Source organism: Microcoleus sp. N9_B4 (assembly GCF_036701635.1).
Taxonomy (GTDB): Bacteria; Cyanobacteriota; Cyanobacteriia; order Cyanobacteriales; family Microcoleaceae; genus Microcoleus.
Map to the genome: position 1 here is coordinate 135360 of NZ_JAUBRC010000011.1, position 17357 is coordinate 152716.

Sequence of the window (17357 nt, forward strand, 5' to 3'; positions counted from 1 at the left end):
TGTATGATGATTTCTCGAATTCGCCAACATATTTATACTTTCTTGCTGAGTTTTGTTATTTTAGCAGTAATTGCCGCTGGGGCGATCGGCATTAATCCCGCACCTGCTTTCGCATTGGATCACGACAAAGAAATCCTAGTCGGCGCTGATTTTACTGGTCAAGTTCTGACTGACGACAGCTTTAATAAAGCCAATCTTCGCAACAGCAATTTTACTAATGCAGATTTGCGCGGCGTCAGCTTTTTTGCAGCCAATATGGAAGAAGCAAATTTAGAAGGCGCGAATTTCACAGGTGCTACTTTAGATTTAGCTCGCATGATGAAAGCGAATTTAACTAATGCTATCCTTGAGGGTGCTTTCGCTTACAATACCAGGCTGGAAGGAGCTATTATTGACGGTGCTGATTTTACAGAGACACTGCTGCGAGACGATATGATAGAAAAACTTTGTAAAGTGGCAAAAGGTACTAATCCCGTGACAGGTAGAGATACTCGCGAAACTCTTTTTTGCGATTATTAAAAGGCTCGTTGAATAAAGGAATAAAGTTTTTACTAAAAACCCGTTTGTAGTAAGGACTTTATTCCTTATATCAGTTTAAAAAAATGTAACTGCAGGCAAGCTTCAAACCTATATCGAACGAGTCATCTCCAATCTCCAATCTAAAATCTAAAATCTAAAAGGGTATTAGCCCCAAGGCACGGAGGTTAAATCGTAAAAATTAACTTGACGCAGCCGCTCTAATTCCTTGAGCCATTCTTGTTCGGCACAGAAGAGTTGGTGATATTCTATAGCCTCTTCGCCACTGCTAGCAGCCTTGGCTTTTTCCCACATATTGAGTGCAATCCGGCGGCGCTTCATGCTGATAATTTGCTCGATACAGGCGAGGGCAGATCTAATTACTAGAGGTGCGCGATAAACGTTTCTTTCTGAGAACTCATTTAAGTGAAATAAATGCGAGATTTGATTTAGTTGATTGGGATATTCAATGAAGCTATCTTGCAGTTTCAATATTAACTCAGAAGGCGCTACTTGTAAAGACATTTTGTGCAATATTTCAGCATTCACAATCTGGTGCCACAAAAATCTGTGGTGAGAAAGGCTAAACTGTACGTCTCTAGCTTCTATTGCCTCTCTGACATCTTGGCGATATTCGGGACAGTGCAAATAAATCTGCAATAATTGCGCTTCTGCTTCTTCTAAAAGACTGCGGGCTACGGCAGATAAGCTTGATTTTGAGCTTGTGTTTTCGCCGCTTGCACGCTGCTTTTTATATTGTTTGTTCGGCTTGAGCTTGTTTCTAATTAACAGGGGCATTGTCAAAGCTTCGTCTTGACTCTGCCGCTTTGCCCAATCGCTGACTACTTGATTGAGCAAGTTTTCAGCAATCATTTTTGTGAGTCTAAAATCTCCTTTGCTGAGAATTTCGGCGCACTTTTGCAGATAATGTGCTAGCTGATTGTCGTCAGTGATATTGGTTAATAAATTAATAATTTTTTTAGTGACTTGCTGGGAAGTATCGGCTTGCTTCAAATCTTGATTGACGAGCATTTGTTGCAGTTGCCAGTCGAGCCACAACGGAGCATTTTCGAGCAATTCTCGATATTGTTCTGGGGAGTAGGTTTTGAGATATTCGTCGGCGTCTTTGCCGTCGGGAATGTTGAGCACCCGCAGTTGCACTTCTCCTTGATAAGCGAGTTTTTCTATTTCTCCAATAGCGCGTTCTGCAGCTTGAGTTCCTGCTTTGTCGGCGTCGAAGTTGAGGATAATTTGTTTGGAGTCCGTGTACCGCAATAACTGCCGTACTTGGTTTAAACTTAAGGCTGTGCCGAGGGAAGCGACGGCGTTGGAGATGCCGGCGGCCTGAAGTGCGATCGCATCAAAGTACCCCTCTACAACCACTGCGCGATCGGCTTTGCTAATGGCTGTTTTCGCTGTATCTAAGGCGAATAAAGTTTTGCCTTTATCGAAGAGTTCTGTTTCGGGAGAATTGAGGTATTTCGGCTGTTCGTCGCCGAGAGCTCGGCCGCCGAAACCGATGACTCTGCCTTGGGTGTCGCGTATGGGAATCATAATGCGATTGCGGAAGCGATCGTAATAACCGCTGCCGCCATTTTTTCGGGGTACAATTAATCCAGCTTGTTCTACTAATGGCGCCGGATAGTTTTTCTGTTCTACTAAATAACTGTAAAGTGCTTCCCAACCTTGGGGTGCATAACCTAATTGAAATTGTTGGATAGTTTCTTCGCTTAGCTGGCGCTCTGATTTGAGATATGCTAAGGGTTCTTCTCCTTGGGTTTGCCGCAAAGCGTGTTCGTAAAAGTTGGCCGTTAGTGCTGAGATTTCATAGAGTTGTTCCCGCAGAGAAATTTGCCGCTGCAATTCTTGTCGGTGTTCGGGTTCGACAGTTTTGACGGGGACTTGATAATTTTTAGCTAATTCTAATACTACTTCGCTGAAAGAGCGTTTCTCCAATTCCATGAGGAACTTAAAAGCATTGCCACCTGCACCGCAGCCGAAACAATAATACATTTGTTTGCCGGGACTGACAGTAAAGCTGGGAGATTTTTCGTCGTGAAAGGGACACAAACCTACGAATTCTTTCCCGCGTTTACGCAACACGACGCGACCGGAAATAACGTCTACTATGTCGGCTCTTTGTTTGACTTCTTCGATTGTTTCTGGATGCAGCCGGGGAACTTGCATAGGGCTATTTTAGGCAAATTGAAAGTATTGGAGAAGGAAAGCACTACACGGATGAGGACACGGATACACGGATGAATTATCTAGTCTGAGTGATTTCTCATGAGATTCAAAATCCCAGCCCCCTTAAAAAGGTGAAAGAATTAGTGTCAAAGTCCCCCTTTTTAAGGGGGATTTAGGGGGATCTCCGGGGATAGAAAACACGCCCTAGGGCATAAATTTATTGTAAGATATTTATACTAACTGTAAGGAGCATCGAAATTAATGCGAATTTTAATGATGGGCGGTACTCGGTTTATTGGGGTTTATCTTACTAAGATTTTAGCAGCACAAGGGCATGAAGTGGTGTTGTTTAACCGGGGCAACAAGCCTGTACCGGTTGGGGGCGTAAAACAGATTCAGGGCGATCGCACAAATGTCGAACAACTAAAAGAAAAGTTATCGACGGTCGAGTTTGACGCGGTTTTTGACAACAACGGCCGCGAACTCAGCGATACAAAGCCTTTGGCTGAAATATTTAAAGGGCGGGTGCAGCACTTTGTTTACATGAGCTCTGCGGGGGTTTATTTGAAGTCGGATCAAATGCCTCATATTGAAGGGGACGCTACTGATCCTAAAAGCCGACATTTGGGTAAATGCGAAACCGAAAATTACTTGGCCGAGTCCGGTTTGCCTTGGACTTCGATTCGCCCGACTTACATTTACGGGCCACAAAATTATAACGATTTGGAGGCTTGGTTTTTCGATCGCATTGTGCGCGATCGACCGATTCCGATTCCCGGTAACGGAATGCACTTCACGCAGTTGGGGCACTGTCAGGATTTGGCTAAAGCAATGGCGGCGGTTTTGGGCAACGAAAGGGCGATCGGGCAAATTTACAACGTTTCGGGCGATCGATTTGTCACCTTTGACGGTTTAGCCCGCGCCTGCATTCAGGCTGCTGGCAAATCCCCTGATGCTATTAAGATTGTACACTACGATCCGAAGCAATTTGACTTCGGCAAAAAGAAAGCTTTTCCGATGAGATTGCAGCACTTTTTCGCTTCAGTTAATAAAGCTGTCACCGAGCTTAACTGGCAGCCGGAATTTGACTTACTTTCTGGCTTGAAAGATTCTTTTCAGAATGATTATGTAGTTTCGGGGCGGGACAAAGCTGAGATAGATTTTTCAGTCGATGATGAAATTTTGAAATCAGTTCAAAGTTAAGTTAGAGTGGGAGCATCCCCATGCCAGCAAAAATCTAGAACCCCACCCTAACCCTCCCCTTAGTAAGGGGAGGGAACAAGAAAGAAAGCAAATGGAACTAAATTAATGATTGAAGAATTGCACAAGGGATTCCCACCTGTAATTTATTTTATTGAAATCCGAACTCCCCAGTTCTCGCTCGACCCATTAAAAAATTTAGATAAGCCATGTTAGATTTTTCAAAGGCGGAAGGTTTGACATCTTGGTGGGAAGCTAATTCTCCAAACGACTAGGAAATATTAGGTGAATTTCATGCTTGGAATAACACTCGGCAATCGCTACAGCATTATCCGTCACTTGGGAGGCGGCGGATTTGCTCAAACTTATTTAGCTGAAGATAAGCAGCTACCAGGCAATCACCTCTGCGTCGTCAAGCAGCTTAAACCTCAAGCAACCGATCCGGAAACTCTACAGGTAGCAAGACGTTTATTCGATACCGAAGCACAAGTTTTGTACAAATTGGGAAATCACGATCGCATTCCCAGACTTTTTGCTTTTTTTGAAGAGAATCAAGAGTTTTATCTCGTTCAAGAATTCATAGAAGGCCACGATTTAAGTCAAGAAATTATACCCCCCCAAACCCCCCCTTACCAAGGGGGGGCGGGACTTGGCTCCCCCCCTTACCAAGGGGGGGCGGGACTTGGCTCCTCCCCTTACCAAGGGGGGGCTGGGGGGGGTTCCTCTTACCAAGGAGGAACTGCGGGAGTCATGCAGGAAGATCAAGTCATTTGTATATTGCAGGAACTTCTCGAAATTTTAGATTTCGTACACCAGCAAAATGTGATTCACCGCGATGTCAATCCTCGTAATATTCTCCGCAGAGAGCGAGACGGAAAATTAGTTTTAATTGACTTCGGCGCAGTCAAAGAAATTACTACTCAAATCACCAATCCTCAGCCCAAGAATAGCTTGAGTGTCAGCATCGGTACTCCCGGTTATATGCCCAGCGAACAAGCTCACGGCAACCCGAAACTCAGCAGCGATATCTATGCCGCAGGTGCGATCGCAATTCAGTTCCTCACTGGCATAAATCCTCACCAAATGCCAAAAAACCCCGATACAGAGGAAATTATTTGGCAGGACACAACATCAGTCAGTCCTGAATTTGCGAAGATTTTAGATAAGATGGTAAAGTACGATTTTCGCCAACGTTATTCTAGTGCCGGCGAAACGCTGCAAGCTATTAAAGAATTGAAAAATTCTTTCAGCGGTACAGTTCCTGTATTGCCTCCGGTTGCTGCTGCGAATAAGCCTGTAAAACCCCGAAAAAAACTGTATTTAAAAATATTGTCGATCGCCAGTTTAATTGGTCTCACTATTATCGCCTCAATTTATGGTGTAAACACTTTTAATTCTGCTAATGCGACTGACTTGTACAACCGAGGCAATACTCTTTACAATTTAAGCCGATTTGAAGAAGCTCTGGCAGCTTATGAGCGAGCAATAAATCTCAGGCCGGACTACGCGGAAGTTTGGCAGGAAAAAGCCAAAACTTTGTACGAATTGAAAAAATACCAAGAATCGCAGGCGGCTTATGATAAAGCCATAGAATTAAAGCCGGAATACTTGGAAGCTTGGACGGGACGGGGTTATGCTTTGGATAAGTTGCAACAGTCTCAAGAGGCGATCGCATCTTTTGATAACGCTTTGAAAATCCAGCCCGACTATGCCGCAGCATGGGAAGGCAGAGGCGATGTTCTCTTAGATTCGCAGCGGTACGAAGAGGCGATCGCCTCCTACGAAAAAGCGCTACAATTTCAGCCCAATTTGTACGGTGCTTGGTACAATCGAGGACAAGCTCACCAAAAATTAAAACAGTACGATCGAGCCGTTGAATCCTATCAAAAAGCAGTTGAAATCAAATTCGATAATTATGAAGCTTGGTATAATTTAGGCAATGTTTTCCTCGAATTAAACAAAAACCAAGAAGCTTTTGAAGCCTACGAAAAAGCCGTGCGGTTTCAGCCCAATTTTTATCAAGGGTGGTACAGTAAAGGCATCGCTTTGCTGAAAATGCGGAGGCATGAACAAGCGGTAGAAGCTTACGAAAAAGCTGTAAAGTTAAAACCTGATTATTATCAAGCATGGTACAATTTAGGTTGGTCGTACCACGAATTACGCAAGTATGAACAAGCAATTGAGTGTTACAACAGAGCCTTAGACTTAAACCCGAAAGAATATCAAGCATGGTACAATAGAGGCAATGCACAGTACAATTTGAAACGGTACGAAGATGCGATCGCCTCTTACAACGAAGCCGTTTATGTCAAGCAAGACTACTCCGAAGCCTGGTACAGCCGCGGCAATGCACTTGTGGCGGTAAAAAGATACGAAGATGCGATCGCCTCCTATGACAAAGCAATTCGCTACAACCCCGATTACCGAGCCGCAATGGAAGCAAAAAAGCGGGCAGAAAGTCAGCTAGGAAGCAGCCCGCTAGAATCCCAACAACAACAATAATTGTTATTAGTTCCCTTAAGCGGACTTTGTTTGACAAGAAGCAATTTTAATTGCTAACTTTTATATTTTAGCGAACAGCGGGAGCAATTACGGTAACTCGGCGGCTGTCTACTAACATCGGCCAAAAACCTCGATCGCTCAATGCTTTTACCGCATCAGTAGCGGCGTTTTGATCCGTTGTATAAGCGACGAATAAAAAGGGACGCTGGCCGTAGGAAGCTAAGCCTACTTGCGTGCCTAATGCTTGCCTGACTTGGCCGGCTAATTCCGGTTGGTTGAAGTAATCTACTAACACGGCATAACCAGGGCCCAGGGGTTGGGGATTGAAGGCAAGATTGCCACTGGGAGAATTGGTTATTGGTTCAGAACCTGGTGCTGGCTGAGGGTTGTAGACTGGCAAATTTTGGGGTAGTGCCGCTGCGGGCGATCGTACTACGTAAGCTTGCAATCCGACAACATCTTCGATGTATTTAACCCAATCGCTGGCGATTTGCGAGTCGCGAAAGCCACCAACTCGCGTCACCGTGTCATTGATGTACTGACAAACTGTGTTGTTAGTATTTCCTGGGAAAGAGCGTTTTGCTCTTTCTTGTTGTTCGGGTGTTTTGGTGACAATTAACAGTAGATATTCATCGGACTGCGGCGGTTGGCAGCTCGATTGAGCTTTAACAGAACTCGATAAAATTGTTAATACCAAAATGGCGATAGAGGCAGCAGAAAATAGGGGGAGAGACAAAATAAATTTGTACAATTTACCCCTAATTGTTGTTAGTTGTTTTGTCTGATATTTGGCTATTTTGTTCATGCTGTCTGTAGGGATGCAAGGGCATCGGGAATAGTTGGTGATGGTGCTGGAAATTCACCTGTCAGTACATATTCTAATCGCAGTTTCAACCAGGTGATGAAGACAGGATCGGTAGAAATAATAGCGGCGGCTGGCTGAGGACATTTTGCTTTAACTTCTGCCATTGTCGGTGCTTCTAGGAAAGCGGGCTGCTGGACTAGCCAGAAGTCTATTTCTTTTTCTTGTTCGTTGTAGTTGCGTGTTCTTTCTTTAAACACTTCATCTAGGGCTTCTTCTTCTAGCAAAAAGCGTTGGCTGGCTAAAACGTAGTAGTAGGTTTGCATTTTTCTCGGTTGTTAGAGGTTGACGGTTAGCGGTTAATGCCGCCTGTACCGGCCAGTTTTGCTGGTCAGGGGCGGGTTTGCCGAGTTGCGGCAGTTGGAGAGTTCTGGACTCTTGTGCCGTTTACTTTACCTTATTTGTTGTCATCTTGGGTAGATGCAGAGCAACTCGCCTCAGAAAAATCTTTGGTGGTGAGAGTTGGGAGAGTTGTGAGAGTTGCGAGAGTTGCTGGTTGTTTGGGGATTTGGGCGATGATTTTTCGGGCTGGTGATTTTCGGGAAAATTTAGGTGACAATAGGAAATTAGATGGAATTGCACGTTGAATAATTACCAATTATTGAGACAATCTGGGGCTGTTAAACCTGATGGGGAGTGGTTTGCATATGAAAATACTTGAGATAGTTTTTGATTGGGAACCATAAAAAAAGGCTTTGATGGCGATCGATGTGCTCGCGGGAAAATCAAGGGTTTGTGACTACTACCTAAAAAGTGTCGTGACTATTGTATTAAAAATGTAAAATGTGTGGATGGATTTCCTCCAGCCGGAATAGCGATCGCCCCGCTGTCACTTCCCCCATCTCACCAAAAGCGATCGCCCTTCGCCCCTGCTCAAATAAGCTCAACAAATCAGCTAAATTTGTTGCCCACCGAATGCAGCCAAAGGCTAAACTAATCTAAGTTTTACCATAAAATTTTCTCCCCGTTCATGAACATCGCTTATTTAGTTAACCAATATCCCAAAGTCAGCCACAGCTTTGTCCGCAGAGAAGTGCTAGCCGTTGAAAATTGCGGCATGAAAGTCGCACGTTTTTCGATCCGATCGTGCGAGTCAGAACTCGTTGATGAGGCCGACAAACTAGAGCAAGAATTGACTAAAGTAATCTTAGGAGTTGGTGTACAGGGGTTAGCGTGGGGTTTGCTGCGCGTTGCCGCAACTAGACCAATTCGATTCATCGAAGCTGTGCGGTTAATGTTCAAAGTTGGCTGGCACTCGGAACGGGGGATTTTGCTGCATCTAGCTTATTTAGCAGAAGCTTGTATTCTTTTAAATTGGTTTGCAGAATCCGGTACAGCACACGTTCACGCTCACTTCGGGACAAATTCTACAACAGTCGCAATGCTGTGCCGCGTCCTTGGCGGCCCGACTTACAGTTTCACCGTTCACGGTCCGGAAGAATTTGATAAAGCTACACTTCTTTCCTTAGACGAAAAAATTAAACTATCGACCTTTGTAGCAGCAGTTAGTTCCTTCGGTAAAAGTCAGCTTTTTCGGTGGTGCGATCGCACTTTTTGGTCAAAAATTCACGTCATACACTGCGGCGTAGATGCTGCATTTTTAGCTGCACCCTACGTCCCCATACCCGCAGCACCCCGCTTAGCTTGCATTGGCCGGCTCAGCGAACAAAAAGGTCATTTGTTATTGCTAGAAGCTGCTAACTTGCTAGCAGTTCAAGGCTTAGAGTTTAAGTTGGTACTCGTAGGAGACGGGCCGCTGCGATCGGATATTGAGAAGCAGATTCAGCAACTCGGCCTGCAAAACCATATAGAAATTACCGGCTGGGCCAGTGGCGATCGAGTTCAGCAAGAGATTTTAGCTTCACGGGCAATGGTATTGCCTAGTTTTGCTGAAGGTTTGCCCGTCGTAATTATGGAAGCCCTCGCTCTCAATCGGCCCGTAATTAGCACCTATGTTGCTGGCATCCCGGAGCTCGTAGAACCCGGTGTTTGCGGTTGGTTAGTTCCTCCCGGTTCCGCAGAAGCATTAGCCGTAGCAATGCGCGCGGTATTGGAAGCACCTGTAGAAAAACTAGAACAAATGGGGAAAACAGGAGCAGAGAGAGTTGCTCAACAACACAATGTTGATTTAGAGGCAAAAAAATTAGTGGCGCTGTTTGAGAGTCCTTGAGAATGGTGCAAAACCTATTGATTAACTGACATCTTGCATCATTATTAAGAAGTCTTTCAAGGGTGGGCATCCTGCCCACCCCACAGGAAAATTAATTGTTTGTGGAACAGGCATCTTGCCTGTTCCTTTAATTAAGCTGTAATTGTTTGTGGAACAGGCATCTTGCCTGTTCCTTTAAATAAAACAACCTACTTACAAACTTTTTAAGGAATAGGAACAGACCGCAACAACTTGTCAACAATCGTCTTAGCCCTTCTTCCCCCCGCCGGAATCAACCGGTGAGAAAGTACGTGTGGCGCCAAATACTTCACATCATCCGGGGTAGCAAAATCCCGGCCCTCCATAAATGCCAAAGCCTGGGATGCCCGGTGCAAAGCCACCGCACCCCGGGGACTCACCCCCAGAGTAATCTCCTCATCCTCTCGCGTCGATCGCACTAAATCTACAATATACTGTTTCAAAGAGGCTTCCACCTTCACACCAGCGCACAAACGACGCAATTCCTGCACTTCTTCCAAAGAAATACAAGGCTGCAAATCTTCAACAGCAAAACTATCAGAAAGCCGTTCCAACATTTGCAACTCTTCCAACGCAGCGGGATAGCCCAAAGTCAAAGACAAAGTAAACCGATCCATCTGGGCTTCCGGTAGGGGAAAAGTGCCTTGATATTCGATCGGGTTCTGAGTCGCAATCACAAAAAACGGCGTCGGAACATTTCGAGAAACTCCATCTACTGTCACCTGCTTTTCTTCCATCACTTCCAGCAAAGCTGACTGAGTTCGTGGCGTCGCCCGATTGATTTCATCGGCAAGCAAAACATTAGCAAAAACTGGCCCGGGCAAAAACTCAAACTCTCCGCTGCGCGGATTCCAAATATTAGTACCGGTGATATCCGTCGGCAACAAATCGGGAGTGCACTGAATCCGCTGAAACTTGCCATCGATCGATCGCGCCAAAGACTTCGCCAGCAGCGTTTTTCCCACACCAGGCACGTCTTCTAGCAGCGCGTGTCCGCCGGAAAGCACCGCTACCAACACCAAGCGAATAGCATCGGCTTTGCCAACAATAGTTTTGCCTAGATTTTGTTTGAGCCGCTCAATATGTTGTCTCATATCCCTGATTTCTAATTGTTAATTGCGAATTGCTAATTGCTAATTGTTGAAAAGATATCAAGATTGCCAAAATCTTGAGTCTTTGCCTTGCGGACTTCGTATTTGTACAACTAGAATTTAGTCTGACTCATCTTGCACCATTTTTAAAAGCGATCGCCTGTTCTAGATCACATAATTATTAGACTTTAGCAGTTAAGAGGCTTCTAGCAATATCGCAATCTGCCTGAATTTGAGTTTTGAGAGCATCCAGAGAAGCGAATTTTTGTTCGGGTCGCAAAAACTCTACCAAACTCGCACTCAAGGTTTGACCATACAAATCCCCAGACCAATCTAACAGGTGAACTTCCACAGTGGGTTGCAGGCCGTCTACTGTCGGGCGGCAGCCAACATTCATCACCCCATTGACAAAAAATAAAGTTGATGCTATTCCGGGGATTAGAGATTTGGCATTTTCCGGCTGATAGGAAGAACTTCCATCTTCCATCTTTTCCCCTCCCTGCTTCACCGAGACTCGCACCGCGTACACGCCAAAACGTGGCAAAAATTTTTCCGGCGGCAGTTCGATATTAGCAGTAGGAAATCCGATCGTCCTACCCAGCCGCTGTCCCCCAACCACAGTCCCGACTAAACTGTAAGGTCGCCCCAGCAACTGATTCGCTCTTGTGAGGTCGCCTGATGCCAGACCTTCGCGGATTGCAGAACTGCTGATCCGATCGCCCTCACCGCAATTGTGCAGGGGTACAAGAGCAACATCAATACCGTAACCAGAGGCGATCGACTGCAAATCCACAGCCGTCCCAGCGCGTCCCCGTCCAAACCGAAAATCCACCCCCACACTAATTCGACTCGCTTTTAGTTGTCGCACCAGAATTTCCTCGACAAACTCAGAAGCAGTCAAAGCTGCCAGTTCTCGATCGAACGGCAGCAGCACAAGTTGCTCGACGCCCATTGCTGCGAGCAATTCTACCTTTTCTGCCAGAGGCGTCAGCAGTTTTTTCGGTTGACCCGTAAAGAATTCTTGCGGGTGCGGATCGAATGTCACCACAGTGCTGTAAAGCCGATCAACCCCATCAGAATCGATCCCAGAGAGGCTGTTGCCATCTGCCTTGGGGGCTATCAAACTATCGAAATTATGGCTGCTGCCGGCTCGATCGGGCGGTGCTGCTGAGTCGTTGTAGCAGGTCGCCGGAGGTTCGCTTTCCAAATTTTCATCTCTGCCAGCGTAGGAGCGCAAGTTTGGCCCCGACGCAAGAATCGTCGCAGAATTTTGCTCAGGCGATCGATTTAAAATTGGCTGCACGACTTGTCGATGCCCTAGGTGCAAACCATCAAAGTTTCCCAAGGCAACAGAAGTTGGAGTCAGAGCAGCGGTACAAGAAGAAGTTACCCACACGCTTAAAATTTTGACATACTTAGTGCGATCGCCAGTCGATGTTAGATTTTAGATTTTAGATTTTAGAATTGACTCCACAGATAAATCTGGAAGCTTGAACTTTGGTCTAAACTTTTTGGTTTTCCACGACAGAAGTAAGTGGCACGGTATCCGTCTTTAAGTGAGGTCAATCGGTTTTCGATTTTCGATTTTCGATTTTCGATTGAAGCATTGACTTGCGCGAGATAAATTCGGGGGTTCATTTATCGGATACAGGTTTTTTATTTCTGGGCCATGAGTCTGCTTTCGGAATGAATCCGGGGGCTTGTATCCTAAATGCTTTCGGTCAGACCTCGCTTAAATGTCAGATTTCACCGATCGAGATTTCAGAACCATCTGACAAGCTCAAATCCATCAGACATGAACTTGAGGCGCTTGCACCGACGCTTCAGACAAATCGTTATTAGGAGGCAACAATTGTAACGACAAACCTTCCCGCGCCATCAAACTGTTCGGGAACCTTTGAGCCACTTGTTCTCCCACCCTGTCTAAAAACTCGTCATTGTGCAGCGGGTCGTGGTGAAAAATCACCAACTTTTTGACATTAGCAGCCTTTGCTACCTTCACCGCTTCCTGCCAAGTCGAATGTCCCCAGCCGACCTTGCTGCTCTTCTCGGAATAATACTCCTCATCGGTATAAGTAGCATCGTAGATCAGCACCTCAGCATCCTGAGCCAAATGCAGCACATTTTCGTCTAAACGATCGGGAAAATGTTCGGTATCAGTCACGTAAGCAGCCGCATACCCCCGCCAGTTGACGCGGTAGCCTATAGCTTCCCCAGGATGGTTCAGCAAAGCAGTTTCCACCTTAATCTCTCCGATTTCCAGCGGTTTGCCCACTTCTATATCGTTAAATTTCAGGTCTGCCCCCATAATTTGCAGGGGTACCGGAAAATTGGGGTGCAGCATCTGGTCATGGAGGCGCTGCTGGATAGTAGCCTGATTAGGAGCAATAGCCCCATAGATGTGAAAGCAGTTCCCAGGAATAAAAGCTGGGACAAAAAATGGGAATCCTTGAATGTGATCCCAGTGAGAGTGAGTAAAAAACATATGAGCTTTTACGGGCATCTGGGACAGGAGAGTTTGTCCCAAAACCCGCAATCCAGTACCGCCATCGAAAATTAGGCGACTGTCACCCACTCGCATTTCTACACAGGGCGTGTTGCCCCCGTAACGTACTGTTTCTGCCCCGGGAGACGCTATGCTACCTCTAACGCCCCAGAAGTGAACCGTGAATTGGTTTTGCATACTAGACATGGGTTTTCTTGCAAGATTGTTCCGGCGAGTTGGCGAGTTATCGATAAGGTGTTTACATATTACTAAGGGCTTTACCATCAAACCCAAGTTCTTTGACGGTCGAGTTCCCCACTTGTTGGAAGTGCCAAGAGTCTCGCTCATCGCGAGAATGCAAAACTGTTGGGCTTGACAACTGAGCAATAAATTACAAGGTAGACTAATGAAGTCTCGATCGTAACTATTCTTTTCGTCTCTTCACTAGCCTAACCTCCGCAGACACACTTTGGGGCAGTAGTTCTGTATGAGTTTGGTCAAAAGCCGCTGTTTTTCCAGCCTCCGCACTTGGCGAACACGATCTATCGGTTGTTTGCCTTCCTGCTTTACCGGTTTGAACCCGGATGATGGGCTTCCTCAACTCCCATTAATTCAAAAATCTTAGCAGTTTAGGAATGCTCCTGCTAATTATCCAACAATACTGTCTGTGTCTGGATTCTCTGCCCGCCCGGAGGCTGCGGTTCGTCCCGCAAGCGGTCAAGCTGAACCCAGCCTCATCTGACACCGGAGTAGCAGCGAGAGTCCGGGCCTGCTGGCAAAAGGCTAAATTTTCGTCGTGCATTTCTTGGCGGACGAATTGAATCACTCAAAATTCCCATATTTTCGGAAATTAAAAAATTTCGATTTTTTGCCATCATGCCAACTGCGATCGCCATTCTGTCTCCAGAGTGAGGCAGAAATATTCGCTGTTAACCTCTCGTGATTTTCTCAAAAATCTTCAATTGCTCTATTTTTGGTAAGGATTTCTCGGAATTCGGCGCAGTTCCGGTACTCGCCACGGGGTTGAATTTCCGGTATCATAGAAGCTTAGAGTCTTATTTGCCGAGAATCTAAATCAGTGCTAAAAAAGCCTGGATAACTTTAAGTTATTTTTCCAAAAAGTCAGTATGAATCAAGTTAAAAAAACTACAACCAAGCTGAATAGATCGCCTGTGAAAGTGTCCGATCGCACTTTAGAACTCGGTAATCTTCCGTTGAGCGACCTGTCTTTAGAAATAACTGATGGTCAAGCTTTGAGAGAATTTAGTTTGGACGATCGCCCGCCGGGAACCCCAACAGCCACAGGCCGGACTGCCGAAACAAGACGCCGGAGGGTAGATGGCAAGAGCGATCAGGCCCGATCGCCTGTGGTTTCTACTGCGTTTCTCAAGTGGCTGCTAGAGAGTTTGACTCGATCGAAAGGTTGGCTGGCAGTTGTCACCCTGGCAGCAGTTTGGGGGTGGTGGAACAGTGAGTTACTGTTTTCCACAGGTCTGGGGATAGCAGCGATGATGCTGGTTTACCGAGGGCAGTCGTGGGACTGGCAATTGCTGCGGGCAAAAGGCGAGCAATTTTGGGATGGCCCGAACCGTCGGTTCGTTTTAGCCGTCGGCACCGGCGGCATTGCTACCTTGGGCGCTTACATGAGTTTGGCGGTTTGGGCGGACTCAAGCAGCCACTGGATGGCTTTGAGCCTAATTTTGCAGAATTTGGGGACGATCGCGATTGCAGGGCTGTTACTGCGGCAAGGGTTGAGTCTGGGGGCCGCAAAAGATGAAGTGGCGCTCGATCGCATCTTGGCGGATTTGACTGATGCTGACCCCGTGAAGCGTTTAATTGCTGTGCGGCAAATGACCGATTTGGTGAATCAGGGTGGGTTTGGTGCTGTGAGCTCTGTCAAAAGTTCGTTAGCAGAGCCCTCGCAGAGGATCGCCCGTTCCCGCGCTGCGGAGTGCTTTCGCCTGATGCTGAGTCGGGAACCAGAAGCTGTAGTCCGCAATGCCCTTCTCGAAGGTTTGCAGACTTGGGACACTACTTATGGCATGGCTTTAAAATCCAAAAATCAAGTCATCGACTATTAGCTGACCATCAAAAGCGTAAAAACTAATTCGATGAATATTCGGAGCTTTTACGCGCAGGGGAGCCCTAGGGGCGATCGGAGAATTAGACCCGACCAGATTGGGCGCAGGCATTTCATCCTGAACAATTGGGTTGCCGTCAATGTCACAAGCAGATAAAACAGTTCGTCGCGAACTGGTGACAAGCCCTGACACCCAGCGAACTGGATACTTAAAAGTTACTTCTATCAGTCCGCTTTTGGGGGCCCCCATTAACACTGTTGCCCCAGAACCAGTGAAAAATGCTGGGTTTGAAGGTTGGATGGCGACGGCATTGCTAAAAGTCACCCCCCAATGTGCAAACTGGTGTTCTACTACTTCAAAGCATTTCAGGTCTTCTAAAGCTACGCGGACGATCGCAGGTACCGTGGCGCGCGATCGCACCTCTGACCCTGCGCCTGAGCGTTCTGGAATGGCAACAAAAGACTTTTTGCCGTTTAAATCCATGCTTCGACAGGCTGTATCAAATTCTGCAAACCCGTCAGATTGAAGACTTTTCGCATCAACCATAAAACCCTCGCGATCCCGTTTCCTGAGCAGTTGCATTTTAGTAGACCTCCCTGAGATTAGTTGTTTCTTGTGTTTGGGAATTGATAACGGCGGCGTCCGTGATTGCCAAATCTGCAATTAGGAATCGAAACCCCATCGCCCGCCCTCCAACAAAGACTTTCGACCTCAAAAGCCACTGCTCCGCAAAATATCGTGATTAATAATTCGTGATTGGCGAGCGTCGGCCAACCTGCCGCCTGCCTGAAAGCGAGTTCTAATACTCCTGCTTTCCGAGTGCTTGCTATCGGGGTTGGCGAACAGACTCTATTTTGGTGAGGGGTCTTACCCATCATTTTGCTATTATCCCTGATCGGCGGTAGTTTGCAAGGGTAAGGATAACTACACAGCCGAATTGCCCAAATCGCAAAACTTACTTGCTGTCTGTAGTTTCACGCTTCACCTGTACTAAAATAGATTTAAATCATTACTCAATCTTTACAAAAACGCCACCAGCTTTGCAAGTTTTTTAAACAAAGACGGGGCGGCCCAAAAGAATCTAAAATATAACAGCGATTGAGGTTAGTTTATGCTTGTACCCCTCGGCTTCGGTCAGCGATCAATAGTTACTTCTCTCGGCAGAATGGTTTACTACACTGCTGAAAAAATGCCTTGGATGGGGTTGCCGACCTCAACTTCGGAAAATCAACCAAACTTAGTATTTTTTCACGGTTTTGGCGGCGGGTCGAGTGCCTACGAATGGTCGAAAGTTTATCCGGCTTTTGCGGCAGAATATCGAATTTTAGCACCTGATTTAATCGGTTGGGGGCGATCGGAACATCCGGCAAGAAATTATCAGGTTGAAGATTATATCACAACTTTGATCGAATTTCTAGAAAAAACTTGTGGCAGTCCGACAGAGGTGATTGCTTCTTCGCTAACAGGGGCGATCGCGATTCGAGCTGCGATCGCACGCCCGGATCTCTTCAAATCCCTGATTTTGACCATACCCAGCGGTTTGTCGGATTTCGGACAAGATTACGGCAGCAGTTTCTTCGCTAAGCTAGTCAACACGCCGATTTTAGATCGCTTGCTCTACAGTACCGGAATCGCCACAGACGGCGGCATCCGTAGCTTCCTAGAACAACGCCAATTTGCCGATTCGCGTCGCGTTTACCAAGAAATTGTTGATGCTTACCTCCAATCTGCTTTGGAACCAAATGCAGAATATGCAGCCCTGTCTTTTGTGCGGGGAGATTTGTGCTTTGATTTGTCGCTGTACATCACTCAGCTAACAACGCCGACAGCGATTATTTGGGGAGAAAAATCGCAGTTTACCGGGCCCGATATCGGCCAGCGATTGGCAAACCTCAACCCCGAAGCAATCAAAGTTTTTCAACCTCTGGAAAACGTAGGTTTGACTCCGCAGTTAGAAATTCCCGCTGTCACGATTGGCTTAATTAGGCAATACTTAAAATTGCTTTCGGAAGGGTGAAGAAGTTCGGCAACGGATTTTGTAACGGATGTAACGGATGTCAGTCCGAGGGAAGTCGGAAGAAGGAAGAAGGGAGAAGGAAGAAGGAAGAAGGGAGAAGGGAGAAGGAAGAAGGAAGAAGGAAGAAGGGAGAAGGAAGAAGGAAGAAGGGAGAAGGAAGAAGGAAGAAGGAAGAAGGAAGAAGGAAGAAGGAAGAAGGAAGAAGGAAGAAGGAAGAAGGAAGAAGGA

The 17357-nt window shown here is 46.3% G+C and carries 16 protein-coding genes; 8 read left to right on the forward strand and 8 right to left on the reverse strand.

Features of this window, described 5'->3' with window-relative positions:
* Window positions 1–3 precede the first annotated feature (3 nt).
* Window positions 4–519 carry a pentapeptide repeat-containing protein gene (locus tag QUA43_RS10155; protein WP_333042425.1) on the forward strand — a complete coding sequence of 172 codons (516 nt, stop codon included), beginning with the start codon at window positions 4–6 and terminating at the stop codon, window positions 517–519.
* A gap of 165 nt (window positions 520–684) precedes the next feature.
* Here the strand turns inward: QUA43_RS10155 and dnaG are convergent, their stop codons facing one another.
* Window positions 685–2703 (reverse strand): DNA primase, encoded by a 2019-nt coding sequence (dnaG, locus tag QUA43_RS10160; RefSeq protein WP_333373482.1) that lies wholly within the window; start codon window positions 2701–2703, stop codon window positions 685–687.
* 261 nt (window positions 2704–2964) lie between these two features.
* On the opposite strand from dnaG, the gene QUA43_RS10165 reads away from it, so the two are divergent.
* Together QUA43_RS10165 and QUA43_RS10170 are read left to right on the forward strand one after the other, a co-directional pair.
* Window positions 2965–3906, forward strand: a complete 942-nt coding sequence (locus QUA43_RS10165; RefSeq protein ID WP_333373485.1) for an NAD-dependent epimerase/dehydratase family protein — start codon at window positions 2965–2967, stop codon at window positions 3904–3906.
* 291 nt (window positions 3907–4197) lie between these two features.
* Window positions 4198–6405, forward strand: a complete 2208-nt coding sequence (locus QUA43_RS10170; protein WP_333373488.1) for a tetratricopeptide repeat protein — start codon at window positions 4198–4200, stop codon at window positions 6403–6405.
* A 67-nt stretch (window positions 6406–6472) separates the two neighbouring features.
* Here the strand turns inward: QUA43_RS10170 and QUA43_RS10175 are convergent, their stop codons facing one another.
* Together QUA43_RS10175 and QUA43_RS10180 are read right to left on the reverse strand one after the other, a co-directional pair.
* Window positions 6473–7210: a hypothetical protein gene (locus QUA43_RS10175; protein WP_333373491.1), complete on the reverse strand. Its 738-nt coding sequence runs from the start codon at window positions 7208–7210 to the stop codon at window positions 6473–6475.
* Window positions 7207–7533 carry an MgPME-cyclase complex family protein gene (locus QUA43_RS10180; protein ID WP_333373494.1) on the reverse strand — a complete coding sequence of 109 codons (327 nt, stop codon included), beginning with the start codon at window positions 7531–7533 and terminating at the stop codon, window positions 7207–7209. The genes QUA43_RS10175 and QUA43_RS10180 overlap by 4 nt, the downstream gene beginning before the upstream one ends.
* Window positions 7534–7569: 36 nt before the next feature.
* Here QUA43_RS10180 and QUA43_RS10185 point away from each other — a divergent pair, with 36 nt between their 5' ends.
* Both QUA43_RS10185 and QUA43_RS10190 read left to right on the forward strand, forming a co-directional pair.
* Window positions 7570–7854: a hypothetical protein gene (locus QUA43_RS10185; RefSeq protein ID WP_333373497.1), complete on the forward strand. Its 285-nt coding sequence runs from the start codon at window positions 7570–7572 to the stop codon at window positions 7852–7854.
* 383 nt (window positions 7855–8237) lie between these two features.
* The gene (locus QUA43_RS10190) at window positions 8238–9437 is read left to right on the forward strand and encodes a glycosyltransferase (protein ID WP_333209246.1); all 1200 of its coding nucleotides are present in this window, start codon (window positions 8238–8240) and stop codon (window positions 9435–9437) included.
* Window positions 9438–9640: 203 nt separating this feature from the next.
* Here QUA43_RS10190 and QUA43_RS10195 read toward each other — a convergent pair whose 3' ends face one another.
* The 4 genes from QUA43_RS10195 to QUA43_RS10210 form a co-directional block, all read right to left on the reverse strand.
* Window positions 9641–10549 carry a MoxR family ATPase gene (locus QUA43_RS10195; protein ID WP_333209248.1) on the reverse strand — a complete coding sequence of 303 codons (909 nt, stop codon included), beginning with the start codon at window positions 10547–10549 and terminating at the stop codon, window positions 9641–9643.
* Between the two features lie 178 nt (window positions 10550–10727).
* Window positions 10728–11942, reverse strand: coding sequence for a bifunctional riboflavin kinase/FAD synthetase (locus QUA43_RS10200; protein ID WP_333309821.1), 1215 nt, complete (start codon window positions 11940–11942; stop codon window positions 10728–10730).
* A gap of 393 nt (window positions 11943–12335) precedes the next feature.
* Window positions 12336–13238, reverse strand: a complete 903-nt coding sequence (locus QUA43_RS10205) for an MBL fold metallo-hydrolase (RefSeq protein ID WP_333373501.1) — start codon at window positions 13236–13238, stop codon at window positions 12336–12338.
* A gap of 400 nt (window positions 13239–13638) precedes the next feature.
* Window positions 13639–13857, reverse strand: coding sequence for a hypothetical protein (locus QUA43_RS10210; protein ID WP_333209253.1), 219 nt, complete (start codon window positions 13855–13857; stop codon window positions 13639–13641).
* A gap of 301 nt (window positions 13858–14158) precedes the next feature.
* Here QUA43_RS10210 and QUA43_RS10215 point away from each other — a divergent pair, with 301 nt between their 5' ends.
* Window positions 14159–15112, forward strand: a complete 954-nt coding sequence (locus tag QUA43_RS10215; protein WP_333373504.1) for a hypothetical protein — start codon at window positions 14159–14161, stop codon at window positions 15110–15112.
* Here the strand turns inward: QUA43_RS10215 and QUA43_RS10220 are convergent.
* The gene (locus QUA43_RS10220) at window positions 15080–15694 is read right to left on the reverse strand and encodes a hypothetical protein (RefSeq protein ID WP_333373507.1); all 615 of its coding nucleotides are present in this window, start codon (window positions 15692–15694) and stop codon (window positions 15080–15082) included. The genes QUA43_RS10215 and QUA43_RS10220 overlap by 33 nt on opposite strands.
* 529 nt (window positions 15695–16223) lie before the next feature.
* Between QUA43_RS10220 and QUA43_RS10225 the strand changes: the two genes are divergently transcribed.
* Together QUA43_RS10225 and QUA43_RS10230 are read left to right on the forward strand one after the other, a co-directional pair.
* The gene (locus QUA43_RS10225) at window positions 16224–17129 is read left to right on the forward strand and encodes an alpha/beta hydrolase (protein ID WP_333373510.1); all 906 of its coding nucleotides are present in this window, start codon (window positions 16224–16226) and stop codon (window positions 17127–17129) included.
* 37 nt (window positions 17130–17166) lie between these two features.
* The coding region (locus tag QUA43_RS10230) for a hypothetical protein (protein WP_333373511.1) at window positions 17167–17357 on the forward strand (191 nt) is incomplete at its 3' end.

Bases quoted from the DNA above. Each gene is read 5' to 3' on its own strand.
- QUA43_RS10180 (WP_333373494.1), bottom strand. From the start codon at position 7,533: ATGCAAACCTACTACTACGTTTTAGCCAGCCAACGCTTTTTGCTAGAA.
- QUA43_RS10205 (WP_333373501.1), bottom strand. From the start codon at position 13,238: ATGTCTAGTATGCAAAACCAATTCACGGTTCACTTCTGGGGCGTTAGA.
- QUA43_RS10195 (WP_333209248.1), bottom strand. From the start codon at position 10,549: ATGAGACAACATATTGAGCGGCTCAAACAAAATCTAGGCAAAACTATT.
- QUA43_RS10185 (WP_333373497.1), top strand. From the start codon at position 7,570: ATGCCGCCTGTACCGGCCAGTTTTGCTGGTCAGGGGCGGGTTTGCCGA.
- QUA43_RS10155 (WP_333042425.1), top strand. From the start codon at position 4: ATGATGATTTCTCGAATTCGCCAACATATTTATACTTTCTTGCTGAGT.
- QUA43_RS10175 (WP_333373491.1), bottom strand. From the start codon at position 7,210: ATGAACAAAATAGCCAAATATCAGACAAAACAACTAACAACAATTAGG.
- QUA43_RS10190 (WP_333209246.1), top strand. From the start codon at position 8,238: ATGAACATCGCTTATTTAGTTAACCAATATCCCAAAGTCAGCCACAGC.
- dnaG (WP_333373482.1), bottom strand. From the start codon at position 2,703: ATGCAAGTTCCCCGGCTGCATCCAGAAACAATCGAAGAAGTCAAACAA.
- QUA43_RS10220 (WP_333373507.1), bottom strand. From the start codon at position 15,694: ATGCAACTGCTCAGGAAACGGGATCGCGAGGGTTTTATGGTTGATGCG.
- QUA43_RS10170 (WP_333373488.1), top strand. From the start codon at position 4,198: ATGCTTGGAATAACACTCGGCAATCGCTACAGCATTATCCGTCACTTG.
- QUA43_RS10215 (WP_333373504.1), top strand. From the start codon at position 14,159: ATGAATCAAGTTAAAAAAACTACAACCAAGCTGAATAGATCGCCTGTG.
- QUA43_RS10225 (WP_333373510.1), top strand. From the start codon at position 16,224: ATGCTTGTACCCCTCGGCTTCGGTCAGCGATCAATAGTTACTTCTCTC.
- QUA43_RS10165 (WP_333373485.1), top strand. From the start codon at position 2,965: ATGCGAATTTTAATGATGGGCGGTACTCGGTTTATTGGGGTTTATCTT.